This window comes from Duganella sp. 1224, from assembly GCF_013408245.1.
Lineage (GTDB): Bacteria > Pseudomonadota > Gammaproteobacteria > Burkholderiales > Burkholderiaceae_D > Rugamonas.
In genome coordinates, this window is the sequence record NZ_JACBYS010000005.1 from 297761 (window position 1) to 317729 (window position 19969).

15 protein-coding genes and 3 tRNA genes are annotated in these 19969 nt (G+C 64.8%); 11 read left to right on the forward strand and 7 right to left on the reverse strand.

Translation table 11 applies throughout. The features are described from left to right. Positions 1 to 57 precede the first annotated feature (57 nt). Positions 58 to 2739, forward strand: a complete 2682-nt coding sequence (locus FHW58_RS21405; RefSeq protein ID WP_229265432.1) for a TonB-dependent siderophore receptor — start codon at positions 58 to 60, stop codon at positions 2737 to 2739. Here FHW58_RS21405 and FHW58_RS21410 read toward each other — a convergent pair. After that, positions 2736 to 3941, reverse strand: coding sequence for an MFS transporter (locus FHW58_RS21410; RefSeq protein WP_229265433.1), 1206 nt, complete (start codon positions 3939 to 3941; stop codon positions 2736 to 2738). The two genes, FHW58_RS21405 and FHW58_RS21410, sit on opposite strands and share 4 nt — an antisense overlap. 100 nt (positions 3942 to 4041) lie before the next feature. Here FHW58_RS21410 and FHW58_RS21415 point away from each other — a divergent pair, with 100 nt between their 5' ends. The 3 genes from FHW58_RS21415 to FHW58_RS21425 all read left to right on the forward strand — a co-directional run bounded on the left by FHW58_RS21415 (position 4042) and on the right by FHW58_RS21425 (position 8371). After that, complete coding sequence (locus FHW58_RS21415; RefSeq protein ID WP_179675196.1) at positions 4042 to 4953, forward strand: LysR family transcriptional regulator; 912 nt, start codon at positions 4042 to 4044, stop codon at positions 4951 to 4953. Between the two features lie 7 nt (positions 4954 to 4960). Further along, positions 4961 to 6517 (forward strand): S41 family peptidase, encoded by a 1557-nt coding sequence (locus FHW58_RS21420; RefSeq protein ID WP_229265434.1) that lies wholly within the window; start codon positions 4961 to 4963, stop codon positions 6515 to 6517. 81 nt (positions 6518 to 6598) lie between these two features. Continuing rightward, entirely contained in the window at positions 6599 to 8371 is a 1773-nt protein-coding gene (locus FHW58_RS21425; protein WP_179675197.1) for a M14 family metallopeptidase, read from the forward strand. 44 nt (positions 8372 to 8415) lie between these two features. Here the strand turns inward: FHW58_RS21425 and FHW58_RS21430 are convergent, their stop codons facing one another. The 5 genes from FHW58_RS21430 to FHW58_RS21450 form a co-directional block, all read right to left on the reverse strand. Next, entirely contained in the window at positions 8416 to 8763 is a 348-nt protein-coding gene (locus tag FHW58_RS21430) for a hypothetical protein (protein WP_179675198.1), read from the reverse strand. Positions 8764 to 8842: 79 nt separating this feature from the next. Next, the gene (gene ttcA, locus FHW58_RS21435; protein WP_179675199.1) at positions 8843 to 9763 is read right to left on the reverse strand and encodes a tRNA 2-thiocytidine(32) synthetase TtcA; all 921 of its coding nucleotides are present in this window, start codon (positions 9761 to 9763) and stop codon (positions 8843 to 8845) included. Further along, a complete protein-coding gene (locus FHW58_RS21440) occupies positions 9760 to 10542 on the reverse strand; it encodes a hypothetical protein (protein ID WP_179675200.1) in 783 nt (260 codons plus the stop codon). The genes ttcA and FHW58_RS21440 overlap by 4 nt, the downstream gene beginning before the upstream one ends. Further along, entirely contained in the window at positions 10539 to 10934 is a 396-nt protein-coding gene (locus FHW58_RS21445; RefSeq protein ID WP_373996716.1) for a dihydroneopterin aldolase, read from the reverse strand. Before FHW58_RS21445 ends, FHW58_RS21440 begins: the two co-directional genes overlap by 4 nt. Then, the gene (locus FHW58_RS21450) at positions 10931 to 11722 is read right to left on the reverse strand and encodes an SDR family oxidoreductase (RefSeq protein WP_179675201.1); all 792 of its coding nucleotides are present in this window, start codon (positions 11720 to 11722) and stop codon (positions 10931 to 10933) included. Before FHW58_RS21450 ends, FHW58_RS21445 begins: the two co-directional genes overlap by 4 nt. Positions 11723 to 11746: 24 nt before the next feature. Between FHW58_RS21450 and FHW58_RS21455 the strand changes: the two genes are divergently transcribed. The 3 genes from FHW58_RS21455 to FHW58_RS21465 all read left to right on the forward strand — a co-directional run bounded on the left by FHW58_RS21455 (position 11747) and on the right by FHW58_RS21465 (position 15671). Beyond that, positions 11747 to 12898, forward strand: coding sequence for a class I SAM-dependent methyltransferase (locus FHW58_RS21455; RefSeq protein WP_179675202.1), 1152 nt, complete (start codon positions 11747 to 11749; stop codon positions 12896 to 12898). A gap of 106 nt (positions 12899 to 13004) precedes the next feature. Continuing rightward, entirely contained in the window at positions 13005 to 14009 is a 1005-nt protein-coding gene (locus tag FHW58_RS21460) for a J domain-containing protein (RefSeq protein WP_179675203.1), read from the forward strand. 78 nt (positions 14010 to 14087) lie between these two features. Further along, positions 14088 to 15671: a DUF3369 domain-containing protein gene (locus FHW58_RS21465; protein WP_179675204.1), complete on the forward strand. Its 1584-nt coding sequence runs from the start codon at positions 14088 to 14090 to the stop codon at positions 15669 to 15671. Positions 15672 to 15851: 180 nt separating this feature from the next. On the opposite strand, the gene FHW58_RS21470 is transcribed toward FHW58_RS21465, so the two are convergent. Continuing rightward, on the reverse strand, positions 15852 to 19112 hold the full coding sequence (locus tag FHW58_RS21470; protein ID WP_179675205.1) for an EAL domain-containing protein: 3261 nt from the start codon (positions 19110 to 19112) through the stop codon (positions 15852 to 15854). A 197-nt stretch (positions 19113 to 19309) separates the two neighbouring features. Between FHW58_RS21470 and FHW58_RS21475 the strand changes: the two genes are divergently transcribed. The 4 genes from FHW58_RS21475 to FHW58_RS21490 all read left to right on the forward strand — a co-directional run. Next, positions 19310 to 19394: transfer RNA gene (locus tag FHW58_RS21475), tRNA-Tyr, on the forward strand. A 58-nt stretch (positions 19395 to 19452) separates the two neighbouring features. Beyond that, positions 19453 to 19526: transfer RNA gene (locus FHW58_RS21480), tRNA-Gly, on the forward strand. 47 nt (positions 19527 to 19573) lie between these two features. After that, a tRNA-Thr gene (locus FHW58_RS21485) sits at positions 19574 to 19648 on the forward strand. 85 nt (positions 19649 to 19733) lie between these two features. Continuing rightward, positions 19734 to 19969: GTP-binding protein (locus FHW58_RS21490; protein ID WP_229265435.1), on the forward strand; the 236-nt coding region annotated here is incomplete at its 3' end.

Here is a 19969-nt window from a genome sequence, read left to right on the forward strand (position 1 = left end):
TGATAAGGTGTCGACCTTTTCAGTTCTGAATTATTTACAATGCAAGAAAATCATAACTTGAAGCCTCTCGCCAGCGGCGTTATCGCGCTGCTGGCTGGCTTGGCCGGCCATACCGTGGCGCTGGCGCAGGACGCGGCGGCCACCACGCCGCCCGCAGTGGTCATCACCGGGTCGCGCATTCCGCGCGCCGGCACCGAGGGACCGTCGGCCGTCACCGTCATCACCGGCGCCGATATCGAGAAGCAGGGCTACCGCAACGTCTTCGACGCCCTTAGCAACCAGACGCAGAACAGCGGCTTCACCCAGGGCGCCGACTATGGCAACACGTACACGCCATCGGCCAACGCCATCAGCCTGCGCGGCCTCGGTCCTAACCACACGCTGGTGCTGCTGAACGGCCGCCGCATGGCGGACTTCCCCATCGCTTATGACGGCACGGTCAACTTCACCAACCTGGCCAACATCCCGTCCAGTGTGGTGGACCGCATCGAAATCCTGAGCGGCGGCGCCTCCGCCGTCTATGGCTCGGACGCGATTGCGGGCGTGGTCAACATCATCCTGAAAAAGCAGTTCGACGGTGTGGACGTCAACCTCAAGGCCGGCGGCACCTCGCGCGGCGGCGCCAGCGACCAGCGCCTGCAGATCACCGGCGGCAAGAGCTTCGACAAGCTGAATACGCTGTTCAGCGTCGAACTGCTGGAGCGCGATCCGCTGTGGAGCGCCGACCGCGATTTCATGGCCAGCAAGACCGGCGTGGCGCCGACCGCCGTCCTGTCGCGCAAGAACGTCAGCACCGGCAAGTACGTCGATCTGGGTGACACCTGCGCCAGCATCGGCGATCTGTTCGGCGGCAGCACCGTCAGCTACGCCAGCAAGACCGGCAGCTACTGCGCCAGCCCGAAAGTCGGCCCGACCTATTGGACCACGCAGACCAAAAACAGCAGTCAGAATCTGTTCGGCAGCGCCAATTACGAGCTGTCGCCGACCACCACGCTGTACGCGGAGGCGCTGTATGGCCAGAACCGCAGCACGCAGAACACGCGCGGCCCGTCGTGGACCTCGCGTTCGCTGACCGACAGCTATTTCTGGAACCAGAACACCCATGCCTACGAGGCGTGGACCCGTTATATTTCGCCGGAAGAAATCGGCGGCGTGGAGCGCTTCAATCGCACCTGGGATGACCAGGCCAGCTCGCTGTCGTTCGGCATCAAGGGATCGATTCCCGGCACCCGCACCTGGAACTACGAGGCCGGCTACACGGCGTCGCTGTACAAGAGCCAGGACCATCGTCCGCGCCTGCTGTCGAATGTGGATAGCTTCTTCCTCGGCCCGCAACTGGGCGTGAACGCGGACGGCGTGGCGATCTACGCCCCCGATCCGGCGCGCCTGACCACGCGCCTGACGCCGGCGCAATTCAACACCATCGCCGGCGCCACCGTCAGCGACGACAAGTCGTGGACCAACACCCTGAGCCTGACCGCCAACGGCGAGGTGCTCGATCTGCCGGCCGGCCCGCTGAAGGTGGCCACGGTGGCGGAGCTGGGCAAGCAGGGCTTCTCCAACGTACCGGACGCGCGCATCAACCAGGGCTATTTCAATCTCGCCACCGGCGCCGACGTCACCGCCGGCACCCGCAAGCGTTATGCGCTGGGGGCGGAAGCCAGCATCCCGGTCGTCAAGACGGTGGACGCGACGCTGGCTGGCCGCTATGACCGCTACAGCTTCGCCGGCCGCAATGACGGCAAGTTCACCTACAACGGCGGCATCGAGTGGCGTCCGACGCAGCAGCTGCTGGTGCGCGGTAACTACGCCACCAGCTTCCGCGCGCCGGACATGAACTACATCTACAAGGCGCGCGGCACCGGCTACTATGCATCGACCACCGATTACTACCGCTGCGCCAAGGCCGGCGTGGCCATCGCCGACTGCGAGTACGCCAACTACTCGCCGGGCGCCGACTATGTGCAGACCGGCAGCAAGGACCTGCGTTCGGAGAAGGGCCGTTCGACCGGCCTGGGTATCGTGTGGTCGCCGAGCGCGGACTTCGATGTGTCGGTGGACTACTGGAACATCAAGATCAGCGACCTGGTGACCAACCTGAGCGACGACAAGCTGCTGCGCGACGAGGCGGCGTGCCGCCTGGCCGGCGACCTGACCTCGCCGACCTGCGCCGACGCCATCGCGCGCGTCACGCGCTATCCGGACAATGCACTGTTCCGTCCGGGCGAGATCAAGCAGATCCTGGTCAATCCGATCAACGCCGCGTCCACCAGCGTGGATGGCATCGACGTCGCCGGCAAGTACGTGTTCCGCACCCGGGACTACGGCAGCTTCACCGCCAAGGCCAATTACTCGAAGACGCTGAACAAGCATTCGCGCCAGTTCTCCGGCGATCCGCTGAAGGATGATCTGGACGACCTGACCAACTACGACTGGCGCGACAAGCTGAATGCCAGCGTCACCTGGAACCAGGGCCGATGGTCGAACACCCTGTTCTTGCAGCGCTACGGCAAGGTGCCCAACGCCGCTGGCGACGCCTTCCTGACGCCGACCACGCTGGTCAATGCCAGCGTGGTGTACCGCCTGAATGAACGCGCCACCATTTCGGTGGCGGTGAATAACCTGTTCAACCAGGTCAAGGCCGATAACAGCGCGGGCTGGCCTTACTATCCGGTCGGTAATTACAGCCCGATCGGCCGCCAGGGCTGGATCGAGCTGAATTACCACTTCGGCGGTTAAGCCACCTTGTTACGCTGATCGCTGGTGTGGCCAAGGTATTCGGTCACCCAGTACAGCAGCGCCGCGCCGTTGAAGGCCACGCCGGTCAGCAGCGCGGCATGCCAGCCGTGGGTGGCGTACATCCAGCCGCCCAGCGCCGAACCGGCCGCGCCGCCGGCGAAGAACAGCGCGAAGTAGACGCCATTCAGGCGGCTGCGCACTTCCGCGCCCAGCGAGAAGATGGCGCGCTGGCCCAGCACCAGGTTGGCCGCCACGCCCATATCCAGCACGATCGATGCGATCACCAGCACCGCCAGCGCCACCTCGCGCGAGCCCGGCACGATCATCGGCAGCACAAAACCAATCACACCCAGCGCCAGCGCGGCGGCGGTGGCCATCAGCGTGTGGCCCTGGTCGGCCAGCTTGCCGGCGATCGGCGAGGCCACGGCGCCGGCCATGCCGACCAGCGCGAAGATGGCGATGCCGGTCTGCGACAGGTGGAACGCGGGGCTGGCCAGCATCAGCGGGGTCACGGTCCAGAACAGGCTGAACGAACCAAACAGGCCGGCGTGGTAGGCGGCGCGGCGGCGCAGCACCGGCGTTTGCAGGAACAGGTGCCACAACGACGACATCAGCTTCGGATAGGTGATGTGGTGGTTGGGCATACGCTCCGGCAGCTTGGCGCGCAGCACGAAGGCGACGATCAGCACCATCACGGCGGCGCCGCCGAACACCACGTGCCAGCTGGTGGCGTCGGCGATCAGGCTGGCGGCGGGACGCGACAGCATGATCCCCAGCAGCAGGCCGCTGACCACCTTGCCGACGGTGACGCCGCGCGTGGCTTCCAGCGACAGGTGGGCGGCGAACGGCACGATGATCTGCGCCGCCACCGAGCCGAGGCCGATGCCCAGCGCGGCGGTCAGGAACATCCACGCGCTGCTGCTGATCGCGGCCAGCACCAGCATGGCCGACGTGAACAGCAGGCCGGTGAAGATCAGGCGGCGGTTTTCCAGCAGGTCGCCCAGCGGCACGATGAACAGCAGGCCGAGACAGTAGCCGATCTGCGTCAGCGTGACGATCAGGCCGGCCGCTTGCGGCGACAGGCCGGTGGCGGCGCTGATCGGGCCGACCAGCGTTTGGGCGTAGTACAGGCTGGCCACGATCAGGCCGGTGGCGGTGGCCAGCAGCGTGACCATGCCGGCGCTTATATCTTTGTTATGCATGATGGTTCTCCAGTGAGAGTTCGATGAGGCCATTCTAGGCAAAGTCCGGACAAAGATAATTAGGGCATAATGCACCTATACTTTTCATAAAAGGTGAACAATGGACCGGTTGAAAGCCATGCAGACCTTTGTCCGCATCGTCGAGGCCAACAGCTTCACCAAGGCCGCCGAGACGCTGGACCTGCCGCGCGCCGCGCTGACGGCCACCATCAAGAAGCTGGAGGCCTTCCTCGGCACCCAGCTGCTGCAGCGGACCACGCGGCGGCTGTCGCTGACGCCGGACGGCGCCGACTACTTCCGCAAGTGCCTGGAGATTTTGCAGGCGGTGGAGGATGCGGAGAGCAGCTATCGCGGCCAGGGCGCCGGCTCGCCGCGCGGCAAGCTGCGGATCGAGATGCCGGGCACCTTCGGCCGCAACGCGGTGGTGCCGCACATCGGCGGCTTTTGCCAGCGCTATCCGGACATCGACCTGGTGATCAGCCTGAGCGACCGCGTGCGCGACCTGATCGAGGAGGGCGCCGATTGCGCGCTGCGCATCGGTGCCTTGCAGGATTCGGCGATGATCGGGCGCCAGTTGGGGAATATGGGTTTTCTCACCTGCGCCGCGCCGGCGTATTTGCGGCGGCATGGCGTGCCGCAGGTGTGGACCGATCTGCGCGAGCATCGTTGCGTGTCGCATTTTTCGGGGCGCACCGGGCGGCCGTTCGACTGGGACTTCGTGGTGGACGGCAGCGTGGTGACCACCGAAATCCACAGCGCGATCGCGGTCAACGATGCCGAGGCCAGTCTGAGTTGCGTGTTGCAGGGGATGGGGCTGGCGCAGGTGGCGCGTTACCAGGTGCGCGGGCACCTTGCCAGCGGCGCGCTGGTCGAGGTGCTGGCGGCGACGCCGCCGACGCCGATGCCGATCTCGCTGCTCTACCCGCAGGGCCGCATGTCGTCGCCGCGACTGCGGGTGTTCGCCGAATGGCTGGCGGCGCTGGTGCGCCAGGACGCCGATTTGCAGTCATAATGTGCGTATGAAATTCCTCACTGTTTTGTCCTGCGCCGCCATGGCGGCAGCCTTCAGCGCCTGCGGCGGCGGCTCGTCCAGCAGCGCCAGTGCCCCCGGCGGTCCGCCTATCGTCGTCATCCCACCGGAAACACCCGTGACGCCTCCGGTGGTCACCCCGCCGGACACCACGCCGCCGCCGGAGACGCCGTCCAGACCGGACTGGTTTACCTTGTATAACCACTGCGAACATCCCCGCAGCGGCTTCCAGCCCAACGGACTGCCTTACATGGATGTGCAGGCAACACTGAACGATGAGCTGCGCTGGATGCGTTCCTACATCGACGACAGCTACCTGTGGTACAACGAGATCCCGGCCAGCATCCACATGGCCGACTACAAGACGCCGCTCGATTACTTCGCGGTGCTGAAGACGCCCGCCATCACCGCCTCCGGCCGACCGAAAGACCGCTTCCACTTCAGCTATCCGAGCGAGGTGTGGTACGCGATGAGCAACCAGGGCATTGAACTGACCTATGGCATCACCTGGTCGCGCACCGCCAGCGGCGTGCTGCCGCGTGTCTGGATCATTGCGATGGTGGAGCCGGGATCGCCGGCCGATGCCGCCGGCCTGCGGCGCGGCGACCGGCTGCGGTCGGTGGACGGCGTCGACATGCAATCCACCACGACCGAGGGCGTGGCGGCGATCAACGCCGGCCTGTCGCCCAAGGCCGCCGGGGAAGCGCACAAATTTGTGCTGGAACGGGATGGCGCACCGCTGCCGGTGTCGCTGACCTCCGCCAATCTGGCGCTGATGCCGGTGCAGAATGCGCGCGTGCTGAATACCGCCAGCGGCGCGGTCGGCTATCTGCAATTTCACGACCATAACGCGGTGGCGGAGAGCCAGCTGGCGGACGCCTTCAGGCAATTCCGCAGCGCCCAGGTGTCGGACCTGATCCTGGACATGCGCTACAACGGCGGCGGCTACGTGCGGCTGGCAGCGGAGCTGGCCTATATGATCGCCGGCCCCACCGCCACGCAGGACAAGGTCTTCGAGCAGCTGCATTACAACGACAAACAAAAGCCGGTGGCGCCGCAACTGTTCTCGTCGACCGCCTACGGCTTTGTGCCGTCCAAGCTGAACGCCGGCGTGGCGCTGCCGGCGCTGGGACTGAAGCGGGTGACGATCCTGACCACTGCCGGCACGTGTTCGGCCAGCGAATCGGTGATCAACGGCCTGCGCGGCATCGATGTCGACGTGACGCTGATCGGCGGCACCACCTGCGGCAAGCCGTATGCCTTCACGCCGGCGCCGAACTGCGGTACCACCTATTTTGCGATCGAAACACAGGGCACCAACAACAAGGGCTTTGGCGACTATGCCGATGGCTTTCAGCCCACCTGCAACGTGGCCGACGACCTGACGCATGAAGTGGGCGATACCAGCGAGGGCTTGCTGGCGGCGGCATTGAGCTACCGCGCCAGCGGCGTGTGCCCGGCAACGCCGCAGCGCAACCGCACCCTGTCCGGCCCTCTGGAGGTATTGCGGCCCGAAGGCAAGCAGATAGCGATACGCGTTCGCTAGCGCGCAAAGCGGACTATAATTTCCAGCGGATCCGATGCCGGCACAGGCATCGGTCGATCAACCCTCGCTGGAAGTCTTTCGATGATTCGTTCCGCCATACTGCTTGCCTTTGCCGCTGCCTCTACCTCCACCTTCGCCGCCACTCCAGCCGGCGCGCCGCTGACCACCGTGTCCGAACGCTCGGGCTTCCAGGCCACCGGCCGCTACGACGAAGTGATCGCGCTGTGCGGCCAGTTCCAGAAAGCCTATCCGAAGCAGGTGCGCTGCTTTGAATTCGGCCGCACGCCGGAGGGCCGGCCGATGCTGGCGCTGGCCGTCAGCCGCAGCGGCGCGCTGACCGCCGAGCAGGCGAAGAAGAAGGGCGTGCCGGTCATGCTGATCCAGGGCGGCATCCACGCCGGCGAAATCGACGGCAAGGACGCCGGCTTCCTGGCGCTGCGCGAGGCGCTGGAGGGCAAGGCCGCGCCGGGCGCGCTGGACAAGCAGGTGCTGCTGTTCGTCCCGGTGTTCAACGTCGATGGCCACGAGCGCTTCGGCAAGAACAACCGGCCCAACCAGCGCGGCCCGGTGGAAATGGGCTGGCGCGTCACCGCGCAGAACTACAACCTGAATCGTGACTACGTCAAGGCCGACGCGCCGGAGATGCAGGCCATGCTGGCGCTGGTCAACGCCTGGGATCCGCTGGCCTACGTCGACCTGCACGTGACCGACGGCGCCAAGTTCCAGCCGGACGTGTCGATCCAGGTCGAGCCGGTGCACGGCGGCGACGAGGCGCTGAAGGTGGCCGGCGCCGCGCTGCAGAACAATGTGATGGCGGACCTGAAGGCGCAGGGCTCGGATCCCAAGCCGTACTACATCTCCTTCGCCAAGGAGGACGATCCGATGTCCGGCTTCGTCGACAGCATGTCGACGCCGCGCTTCTCGACCGGCTACTTCCCGATGCGTAACCGCTTCGCCATGCTGGTGGAAACCCACTCGTGGAAGGACTACCCGACCCGCGTGCGCATCACCCGCAATACCATCGTCTCGCTGCTGTCGCAGGTGGCGCAGCATGGCCAGGAGTGGCAGAAGCTGACCAGGGAGGCCGACGCCCGCGCGCTGGCCATGGGCGGCAGCGAGTTCCCGCTCAGCTATCGCACCACGTTCAACACCAAGACCATCCAGTTCCCCGGCTACGCCTACACGCGCGAGCACTCGGTGGTGTCGGGCGGCCTGTGGACCCGTTACGACGAGAGCAAGCCGCAGATGTGGACCGTGCCGCTGCGCGACGAGGTGGTGCCGGACCTGTGGGTGAAGGCGCCGCAGGGCGGTTACATCGTGCCGCTGGCGCAGGCGGCCTGGGTGGGCGCTAAGCTGAAACAGCACGGCATCGACTTCAAGGTGCTCAAGAGCGACGAGATGTCGGCCGAGGTGGAGACCTTCCGCGCCACCAAGACCAAATTCGGCGCGCAGTCGTTCGAGGGCCACCAGACGCTGACGGTGGAAGGCGACTGGGGCCGCGAGCGCCGCGCCGTGGCCAAGGGGGCGCTGTTCGTGCCGATCGCGCAGCCGAAGGCGCGCCTGGTGATGACCATGCTGGAGCCGCGCGGCGCCGACGGCCTGCTGGGCTGGGGCGAATTCAATAACGCCTTCGAGCGCAAGGAGTACATGGAGGATTACGTGGCGGAGGAGGTGGCGCGCGAGCAGCTGGACGCCGATCCGGCGCTGCGCGCCGAGTTCCAGAAGAAGCTGGACACTGATCCGGACTTCGAAAAGAGCCCGCACAAGCGGCTGGAGTTCTTCGCCCGCCGCCACGCCTCGTGGGATGAGCGCTACAACCTGTATCCGGTGCTGCGCACGGCACAAAAATACTGATCCGCGCTACCTCGCCTTCAGCGGCGCGCCACGCTGGCGCGCCGTTACAGCGAGATGCCGGACAGGCTGGTGGAGTGCGCCTGGTTCTGCGCCATTTTTTCCTGCAGCTGCTGCTGGATGATCTGCTGGATCTTCGCGGTGACGGCGGCCTGCTCGGACGGCGACATGGCGGCGAACTGCTCGGGCGTGATGCCCATCTGTTTCATGATGGCGGCGGCCATGCGCTGCTCGGGCGTCATCTGCAGGTATTTTTCCAGTTCGGCGGCGGCGTCCGACTGTTTGCTTTCCGCATGCTTGAGCAGCGCGCCAAAATCGCCGCCCGCGCCGTTTTTCTTCGGCGCGGCGCCGGACAGGGTGTCGCTCAGCGACGTGGTATCGATCCTCAGTGTCATTCCGCGCTCCTCAAGGTGGCATCGCCGCATCATGCCACGATTCCCTTAATCCATCGTCATCCGATCGAGGTAGTGCGGCTCACGCTTCGCGCTGCAGCGGGATGATGCCGGGGACGGTGGCCGGCGTCGAGCATGGTTCCTCGTCGAAGGCGATGTCGCCCAGCGGGTTGGCGACGCCGTCGGCCTTGAGGTCCTGGAAGCCGAACAGGTCGCGGTCCATCAGGTGCGATGGCACCACCGTCGACAGCGACGAGAAGATGTTCTCCACCCGGCCCGGATGCTTTTTCTCCCACTCGCGCAGCATATTCTTGATCTGCTTGCGCTGCAGGTTTTCCTGCGAGCCGCACAGGTCGCACGGGATGATGGGGAACTGCTTGACCTCGGCGTAGCGCTCGGTGTCCTCTTCCTTCACATAGGCCAGCGGGCGGATCACCATGTGCTTGCCGTCGTCCGACACCAGCTTGGCCGGCATGCCCTTGATCTTGCCGCCGAAGAACATGTTGAGGAAGAAGGTTTCCAGGATATCGTCGCGGTGGTGGCCCAGCGCGATCTTGTTGCAGCCCAGTTCATCGGCCACGCGGTACAGGATGCCGCGGCGCAGGCGCGAGCACAGCGAGCAGGTGGTCTTGCCCTCCGGGATCAGGCGCTTGACGATGCTGTAGGTGTCCTGGTTTTCGATGTGGTAGGGCACGCCCAGCTTGTCCAGGTAGGCCGGCAGCACCTCGGCCGGGAAGTTCGGCTGCTTCTGGTCGAGGTTGACGGCGACGATGTCGAAGTGGATCGGCGCGCGCTCGCGCAGCGTCATCAGGATGTCCAGCAGCGCGTACGAGTCCTTGCCGCCGGACAGGCAGACCATGACCTTGTCGCCGTCCTCGATCATGTTGAAGTCGCCGATGGCCTGGCCGACCAGGCGGCACAGGCGCTTGTGCAGTTTGTTGTTTTCGTGGGCGTTTTTTTCAGCGGCCTTGGCGCTGATGCTCTCTTGGATGACGGCGTTCATAATGGACCCGGCTCGGTCGTAGTATTAATCAAAATATTATTACGTACTGCAGTACGGATAAAGGATTGCGTCATCATGGCCACATCCTGAATCCAGAAAAGCTGTTCTGCTGGATTGCCAAGAATAACGTTGTCAGCCATTACGGTCGTCCAGATTGAAACTAACTTCTCATTACCAAACTCGACATATTGGAAATTGGTTTCGTATCCGAGTTTCGCAGCACCTGCGAAAGTGAAGTGGAAAGCTTTTTGCAGCTTGTCGAGATCTTCTTCGTTGTTGACGGCGGCAAAGTAGATGACGCTGAGGCGTTTCACATTAATACCTATCCACATTCGCATGCGGAACGTCTCCAGTGACAACTCATAATTCGCACCGAAGATATCCTTTCTTCCCCCATGTACAGTCTCCGCGCGCTTGAGTACTTTTACATTTACCGTGTGGCCTGGCTTCAGTTGAGGGATCTCAATTTTTGCAAGCGATTGTGGGATCTGCTGCTCGAGAAACATATCAGTTTTCTGATTCAGTTTGTCGACACTGAGTTGGCGTTCAGCGAACAACACGAACAGCACGACAGCGAAGGCGCCTGCCGCCGTCTGTGCGATTGACAAGGCGGCGGTAATTTTTTCCTGATACGCTGGGATGAAAAAAAAACCGATGGCTGCACCGCATGCCGACACTGCCAACAAGCCCAGCACAGCCATCACTGCAATGCGTGCCCATCGAGGTAGATAAACGATCTGTTGGGCGTCAAGATATTTTGTCGATGAAGAGTCGCTCATGACAGATTCTCTTTTAGTTTAAATACTTCGACGCCGGCACACTCGCAATCCGGATATACCTCCCGTTTTTCGGTCGATACACGGGTTGCGACTACCAGCGGATGCTGGAGGATCAATTCGACGATGGCATCGCACAGTGTTTCCTGCAGATTGATGTGGCCACGGCTAACGATCGCCTGAATACCCGGGCGGACAAAGTCATGATTGACGATTTCGTCGATATCATCATTTTTGGGCGTTGTCGCTGCTAGCGGGACCCAGAACTCAATATTGACCAACACATATTGGACGCGATTCTTTTCGTGTGGATAAGCGCCAATTTCCATATCAAGTCGGTAGTTCTTGATGAATACACGACGGCAATCAATCAACTTCGGGTGTGGGTACATCATTGGTTCCTGTTCATAAGGCTGAAATCCCGCGGCAAGCGGAGCAGGTGCTGACCACCGTCGACCAGAATAGTCGATCCAGTGAGTGCACGATTCTGAGCGGCAAAGACAACCGCTTGGACCACTTCTTCGGGCCGGCTCGACTCTCCCAATGGGGACATGGCGTGAGTAGCGGCAAAATCTTCGCTGGATTGGATGTGGCTGATCATCGTCAATCCTGGGGCAACACCCACCACCCGCACTTTTGGAGCTAGTGCCTGTGCCAACATGGTGACCGCACTTTGCAGGGCAACTTTTGATAAAGTGTACGAAAGAAAGTCCGGATTGAGATTGTAGAGTTTTTGGTCCAGCAAATTGATCACGACTGCTTGCGCGCCTGCGGGGGTAGCGGCATGCAGTGCCTGTGCCAGCAGTAGTGGGGCGCCCAAATTGGTGCGCATGTGCGCATCCAGCGATTCATAGCTGAAGTCGGCTACGTTATCGTAATCGAACACGGAGGCATTGTTAACCACGCAGCTGATTGGGCCCAGTGCAGCGTTTGCTTCTACCAGCAGCTTGCGTACGGCTGCTTCGTCCGCAAGGTCGCAGGACAAGGCCGTCGCGCGCCGGCCGCGCGCTAGGATTTTGGCCACTACTTCCTGCGCTTCATCGGCGGAGTGACGATAATGCACTACGATGTTCCACCCCGCGTCGGCCAGTCCGAGTGCAATCTCCCGGCCGATGCGGCGTCCCGCGCCGGTAACCAAGGCTGCACGCGAGCCCGGGGCTGAATTGTCCTGTGCTATCTTCATCTTTGAACTGGATATAATGCCGGGATGTCTTTACCCGTACCTTCTAGCGACGCGTTAGCCGCGTCCCATGCTTTGCAGAACCTGATTGCCGCCGAGATTGGAAGCAACGCAGGCGCCATTTCCTTTGCCCGCTACATGGAGTTGGCGCTATATACGCCTGGCTTGGGCTATTACAGCGGCGGCTCTGCCAAGCTGGGCAAGGACGGCGATTTTACCACTGCTCCCGAGCTGTCGCCCTTGTTTGGCGCGGCGCTGGCGCGGGTTGCAGCCGCTATTATCGCCCAAAGCGCGCCGAACCTCCTCGAATTCGGCGCCGGCACCGGCAAGCTGGCGTTCGACATCCTGAGCGAGCTGCGCGCGGCCGGGGTCAGGGTGGACAACTATTACATCGTCGAGCTGTCCGGCGAGCTGCGCGGCCGCCAGCAGCAGACGCTGCGCGATTTCCCGCAGGTGGTGTGGCTGGACGCGCTGCCGGCGGCGTTTGACGGCGTGGTGTTCGGCAACGAGGTGCTGGACGCCATGCCGGTCGACCTGGTCATCAAGCACCCGGACGGCTGGCAGGAGCTGAAGGTGACGCTGGCCGACGGCCGTTTCCAGTACCTGGAGGCGCCGGCCGGCCCGGCGCTGCTGGCGCAGATCGCGCGCCAGATCCCCGACCACGAGCACCTGCCGGACGGCTATGTGACCGAACTGCACGGCGTGGCCTGCGGCTTCATGGCGACGCTGGCGCGCATGCTGGCGCAGGGCACGGCCAACGCCGCCTTCCTGGTCGACTACGGCTTCCCGGCGCGCGAGTATTACTTCGACCAGCGCGTCACCGGCACGCTGATGTGCCACTACCGCCACCACGCCCATCCCGACCCCTTCTATTACCCCGGCCTGCAGGACATCACCGCCCACGTCGATTTCACGGCGATGGCGCTGGTGGCGCAGGACGCCGGCATCGAGGTGCTGGGCTATCTGAACCAGGCGGGCTTCCTGCTGGGTGCCGGCATCGGCGAGCTGCTGCTGCGCACCGATCCGGCCGACGCCGTGGCCTACCTGCCGCAGGCGCGGGCGCTGCAGAAGCTGGTGTCGCCGGCCGAAATGGGCGAACTGTTCAAGGTGCTGGCGGTCGGTAAAGGCGTAGAATTACCGGAAGCGATCGTGCGCCAAGACCGCACCCATCGTCTGTAGATAAAAAAGCACATTGAATGGAAAAGCAAGTCAAATCGCTGTCTGCTCGCCGGCTTGCATGCGCTAAGATGGGCTATGATGACTGATTCCGCGTCGATTTCCCGCTATGGCCAAGATTCACACCCACTATGACAACCTGAAAGTGTCGCGTATGGCGCCACAGGAGGTCATACGTGCCGCCTACAAGGCGCTCAGCCAAAAATACCATCCGGACAAAAATCCGGGGGATGAGAAGGCTGCGCGCATCATGGCGATTCTGAACAGCGCCTACGAGACGCTGTCCGACCCGCAGCGCCGCAAGGAGCACGACGAGTGGATCGCCTCCGAGGAATGGGAAATCGAGTGGCTGGAAAGCACCCGCCACGAGGACGGCCCGCGCGGCGACAAGCACAAGCACGATGCCGGCTGGCATCCCGAGCACGTCAACGACGCCCCGCCGCGGCGCCCGCGCCGGCGCGACTGGCGCACCTGGGCGGCGCTGGCCGCGTGCATGCTGCTGGGCTGGCTCGGCGGCGCCACCATGGTGGCCGAGCCGCAACTGATGAGCAACCTGAGCAACGCTTGGAACGGCAAGGGCATCAACGCCAACGCCGCCACCGCCGACAGCGCCACGGCAGGCCGCGACGGCAAGGCCGAGGGCCGCGACGCCTGGGCCACCGTGCGGCTGGCCGACGCCCACACGGTCAAGGCGGCGCCGATCCGGGTGGTGGCGGCGTCGCAGGTGGTGCTGCCGGGCGCCGGCGCCGAGTGCGACAGCGAAACCCCGGCACAAACGCTGCTGGCGCCCAACGGCGAGCCGTGGCCGACCCGCTCCGGCTACATGGAAGGCTTCCCGGTCGGCAACCGCGGCGACGACATGCAGCTGACGCTGGACAACGCCGGCAACGCCTCGGCGGTGTTCATCAAGGTGTACGACCTCGACCGCCGCGCCAACGTGCGCTACGCCTTTGTGCAGGCGCACGACAAGCTGCTGGTCGACAAGCTGGCCAACGGCAAGTACGAAATCCGCTACCAGAACCTGGACGTCAGCGCCAATCCCGGCGCCTGCGGCGCGCCCAGCCGCACCGCCGCCGCCAGCTTCGAGGCTGGGACGTCACCCGTCAACAACTAGTGCTGCGGTGCATCTCCGATAGGAGTTGTCACAGGGGGGGAATCTGATTATCCTGAGGGGAACCACAGGAGATTGCGTATGACCGATTCCAACGCCGCGGACGACAACTGGCTGATCGACGAAGACGAAGACGCGCTTCCGGCCAGCGGTCCCGGCGCCCCGGACCAGCGTTTGTGGCGCGTGCTGATCGTCGACGACGACGTCGACGTGCACGCGGTAACGCGGCTGGCGCTGCGCAACGTCAGCTTCAAGGGCCGCGAGCTGGAGCTGTTTTCCGCCTACAGCGGGCGCGAGGCCTACGACATCCTGCGCGACACGCCGGACATCGCGCTGGTGCTGCTGGACGTGGTGATGGAAACCGACGACGCCGGCCTGATCCTGGCGCGCCGCATCCGCGAGGAACTGCACAACGCCATCGTGCGGGTGGTGCTGCGCACCGGCCAGCCGGGCCAGGCGCCCGAGCAGCGCGTGATCATCGAATACGACATCAACGACTACAAGGCCAAGACCGAGCTGACCACGCAGAAGCTGTTCACCACGGTCATCTCGGCGCTGCGCGCGTACGAGAGCCTGAACATGCTGGAGCGCAGCCGCGTGGGCCTGGGCAAGATCCTGGCCGGCGCCACCAATCTGTACCAGATCCATTCGCTGCGCGAGTTCGCCTCGGGCGTGCTGAACCAGGTCAGCGCCATCCTCGACGTCGGCTCGGACGGCGTGCTGTGCCTGATGCAGGGCGACACCGGCGTCACCACCGTGGTGGCGGCCACCGGCCATTACGCCGCGCTCAACGACGCCGAGCTGATGCCGACCACGCATCCGCTGTGGCCGACCATCGCCAAGGCCTTCGCCGAGAAAAAATCGCAGTTCGAGCACCCGGCCAATGTGCTGTTCATCCACACCCAGGAAAACCGCGAGGTGGCGATCTCGGTCACGCCGCCGTGGCCGCTGGCGCAGATCCAGCGCGACCTGCTGGAGGTGTTTTGCCAGCGCATCGCCGCCGCCTTCGACAACCTGTACATGTTCGGCCAGTTGCGCAAGGCGCAGGAGGCGACGGTGGTGGCGCTGGCCGACCTGGCCGAGTTCCGCGACAGCGGCACCGGCGGCCACGTGCGGCGGGTGCAGATGCTGTCGTCGTCGCTGGCGCAGCGGCTGCACGAGCGCGGCGCCTATCCGGACGAGGTGACACCGCAGTTGCTGGAGATGATCGGCCTGGCGTCGATCCTGCACGACGTCGGCAAGGTGGCGACGCCGGACCACATCCTGCTCAAGCCGGGCATCCACACGCCGGAGGAACGCGCCGAGATGCAGCAGCACGCGGCGGTGGGCAAGACCATCCTGGAGCGGGCGGCCAACATGGTCGACGGCGTCAGCTACCTGACGTATGGCGCGCAGATCGCCGGCGGCCACCACGAGCACTGGGACGGCAATGGCTATCCGAACCAGCTGAAGGGCCGGGAGATTCCGATCGCGGCGCGCATCGTGGCGGTGATCGACGTGTTCGATTCGCTGCTGCACGAGCGCCCGTACAAGGAGCCATGGCCGCACACCGAGGCGGTCAACTACATCAAGGAGCGCGCCGGCAAGCAGTTCGATCCGGAAGTGGTGGCCGCGCTGCTGGACCTGATCGAGCGCGACCCCACCATCGGCCGCACGCCTGGCTAGGCACACCGGGGTCAGTGCCGACATTCGGACACGAGCACAACCGTAGCGGCGCTACGGTTGTGCTCGTGTCCGAATGTCGGCACTGACCCCGGTGGGTTAGAATGTCGGCACTGACCCCGGTGGGTTAGAATGTCGGCACTGACCCCGGTGGGTTAGAATGTCGGCACTGACCCCGGTGGGTTAGGCGGCGGCGGGTGTGGCCGCCGCCAGTACCATCGCCTCGAACTGCGCCACCGGCATCGGCCTTGCAAACAGGTAGCCCTGCGCCTCGTCGCACTGCTTGGCGCGCAGGAAGTCGCGCTGGGCCTGGGTTTCCACCCCCTCGGCGATCACTTCCAGCCCCAGCGAGTGGGCCAGCGCGATGGTGGCGGCGACGATCACGGCGTCGTCCGGGTCGCTCTCGATGTCCTTCACGAAACCGCGGTCGATCTTGATGCGGTCGATCTCGAACAGCTTCAGGTAGCTCAGCGACGAATAGCCGGTGCCGAAGTCGTCGATCGCCACCTTGATGCCGCGCGAGCGCAGTTCGATCAGCAGCGCGCGGCTGCGCTCCGGGTCCTGCATCGCCGCCGATTCGGTGATCTCCAGCTCCAGCAGCGCCGGCTCGATGCCGTGGCTGTGCAGCATGCGGTCCAGGTGCGGCAGCAGGCCCGGGCCGTGGCACTGGCGCGCCGACAGGTTGACCGCCAGCCGCAGGTGCGCCAGCCCCGGCGCGCGCCACGCGTGCAGCAGCGCGCAGGCGCGTTGCAGCACCCAGTCACCCAGCGGCAGGATCAGGCCCGATTCCTCGGCGATCGGGATGAAGCGGTCCGGCCCCACCATGCCCAGCTCCGGATGGTGCCAGCGCAGCAGCGCCTCGGCGCCGATGATGCGCTGCGTGGCCAGCTCCACCTGCGGCTGCAGGTACAGCTCGAACTCGTTCTGCTCCAGCGCCTGCCACAGGCGGTTCTCCAGCAGCAGGCGCTCGTGGGTGGCGCTGTTCATGGCCTCGGAGAAGAACTGGAAGTTGCCGCGGCCCTGGCTCTTGGCGGCGTACATGGCGGTGTCGGCGTGGCGCATCAGCGTGCCGGCGTCCTCGCCGTCGCTCGGGAACATGGCGACGCCGACGCTGGCGCCACTGTGCACGGTCTTGCCGTGCAGGTGGTACGGCGCGGTCAGCGCGTCGACGATGCGCACGGCGATGTTGGAGGCCTCGTCCGGCGTCACCGCGCCATCGGTGACAACGATGAACTCGTCGCCGCCGAGGCGGGCGATGGTGTCGACCTCGCGCAGCAGTTCCTGCAGCCGCTGGGCGACGGCGATCAGCAGCTGGTCGCCGGTCTCGTGGCCGTGGGTGTCGTTGATTTTCTTGAAGTGGTCGAGGTCGATGAACAGCACCGCCGCCATGCCGCCGTTGCGGCGCGTCTGCGCCAGCAGCTGCTCCAGCCGCAGGTTCAGCGACAGGCGGTTGGCCAGCCCGGTCAGCGTGTCGTGGTGGGCCAGGCGGTGGATGCGTTCCTGCGCCAGGTGCTGCTCGGTCAGGTCGTGCAGGATGGCGACGAACAGGTGCTCGTCCGGCAGCTCGACCTCCGACACCGACATCGCCAGCGGGAATTCGCTGCCGTCGCTGCGCCAGCCGGGCAGCTCGTATTCGTGGGTGACGCCGCAGGCGATCATGCGCAGCAGGCCGGCCGCGTCCAGCCCGGCCGCCTCGCCCACGCCAACCGGGATCAGGCGGTCCAGCGGCAGCGTCACCATCTTCTCCGGCGCGTAGCCGAACAGGCGGCCGGCGGCGGCGTTGGCCGACATCAGCACGCCGGTGCTGTCGACCGTGAGGATGGCGTCGGCCGCCTTGTTGAGGATGGCCTGCAGGCGCGCCTCGCGCTGGCGCAGGCGCGAGGTCGAGTCCTTGACCTCGGCCTGGATGCGGGCGCGCTCGCCGCTGATCAGCATCATCAAGGTGCCCAGCAGGCCGGTCAGCAGCAGGCCGCAGGTCAGCACGGTCCAGCTTTGCCAGCCGCGCTGCTGCTGCAGGTAGGCCGGCGTTGGCGCCAGCGTCAGCTCGTAGATGCGGCCGCCGAAGTGCAGCTGGCGCTGGAAGTCGCCGGCCTGCAGCGGCCGGCGCAGCGTGTCCTGCACCACGCGGCGCGGGCCGTCGTCGTCGGTGTCCTCGAAGCGCAGCAGGAAGTGCGGGAACTCGGAGCGCTTGACCGCCTGGCTCAGGTAGGCGTCGAACTGCATCGAGATCAGCAACGAGCCGATGGCCTGGTGGCGGTCGCTTGGCGGGTAGACCGTCTGCAGCAGCAGCAGGCCGGCGCTGCGCGCGCCCGGCACCAGTTGCAGCGGCGGCGTGGCGGTCGGCTGGCCGGACTGGATGGCCCGCTCCAGCGCCGCGCGGCGCTGCGGGTCGTGCAGGAAGTCCAGTCCCAGGTAGGGCCGGCTGACGGCCGGCTCGATGAAGGTGGAGACGAAGTAGCGCTCGCGCGCGGCGGTGACCGGGAACTGGCCGCGCTCGTTGCGCTCGCGTATCGCGTAGTCGGGCGCCACGTGCTGGCGCGCCCAGGCCTCGAAGGCGGCGCGCTCGCTGCCGGCCACCGGCGTCAGCCAGGCCATCGACATCAGCTCGGGGCGCTGGTCGAGGTAGCCGTGCGCCAGGTTGCCGAAGTCCTCGGCGTTGAGGCCGCGGCGCGGGTCGTTGAGGGCCTTGGCCATGGCAAAGATGAAGCGCTCGTGTTCGCTGAACTGGGCCTGCAGCAGGTCGCCGGTCTGCTGCGCCTTGAGGCGGAAGGTTTGCAGCTGCTGGCTGCTTTCCCAGCGGTCGGCCTGCAGGTAGATGGCGATGAAGGCGGCGGCCGACAGCAGCAGCGGCAGGCCCACCAGCAGGCGCCGCCGCGCCCACAGCGCGCGTGGGCGGCCGATGACGATCCAGGTCAGCGGCGCCGCCAGCAGGATGCCGATGGTGTCGCCCATCCACCACGCCAGCCAGTCGGTGGCGGCGGTGTCGCGCTGCAGGATGCCAAAGCCCATCAGGCCGGACACCGACACGGTGCTGGACACCAGCGTCACGCAGGCGGCCAGCAGGATGAAGCGCACCACGTCGCGGCCGGCGCCGATGCCCTGGTCGACGTAGCGGCGGAACAGCGTGCTGCCGACCCAGGCCTGCAGCGCCGCGCCCGCCGCCGGCGCGCAGGCGGCCAGCACGTCGTGGGCGCTGATGCCAGCCGGGCGCAGGTAGGGATAGACCAGGTTGACCGTCAGCGAGCCCAGCGCCACGCCTGGCAGCAGGCGGGCGCCGCCGACCACGCAGCTGGCCAGCGCCAGGCCGGCCGGCAGGAAGATGGGGGAGGCGTAGCCGGGCGGCAGCGCCAGCAGCAGGCCGAGGCGGCCGGTGACAAGGTAGGCGGCCCACAGGGCCAGGTTGGCGAACAGCAGCGTCAGCCAGCGACCGCTTCGAGGTTTCAAACGCGAGGCTCCGAAAGTTTCATTGGGTCAATCGATTGTATAGGAAAACATGCAACGTAAAAACAACACTTGCACTTTTGCAGTTGGTGCGTTTAAAATCTCGCCCCGAAGCAGACGAACTGTCGACACCACACCGACAAGGTGAAGAAAAGAGTTGACGGTTCGAGAAAATTGCTTCATACTCTGCGGTTCCTCGCGGAGGGGTGGCCGAGTGGTTAAAGGCGACGGACTGTAAATCCGTTCTCTATGAGTACGCTGGTTCGAATCCAGCCCCCTCCACCAAGTTTTTGCAAAAAGACTGAGTGGCGCAGTAAAGATGAATTGAATTGAACATTACCTCGCGGGTGTAGCTCAATGGTAGAGCTGAAGCCTTCCAAGCTTATGACGAGGGTTCGATTCCCTTCACCCGCTCCAGTTTTGTTGCAGTCCGATGCGCAAGCATCAACCGGCAGTACCCATCAGCCCTTGTAGCTCAGTGGTAGAGCACTCCCTTGGTAAGGGAGAGGCCACGTGTTCAATCCACGTCAAGGGCACCAGAATTCGCAGTACGCAGTACGGCAGCACTATCAAGACAGTCGGGCAGGGTTCCCTGCCAATCACACAAATCGTTAGGAGTCTAAAATGGCAAAAGAGAAATTCGAGCGGACCAAGCCGCACGTTAACGTCGGCACCATCGGCCACGTCGACCACGGCAAGACCACCCTGACCGCTGCGATCGCTACCGTTCTGTCGAAAAAATTCGGCGGCGAAGCTAAAGCATATGACCAGATCGACGCTGCGCCAGAAGAAAAAGCACGCGGCATCACCATCAACACCGCCCACGTCGAGTACGAAACCGCCGGCCGTCACTACGCTCA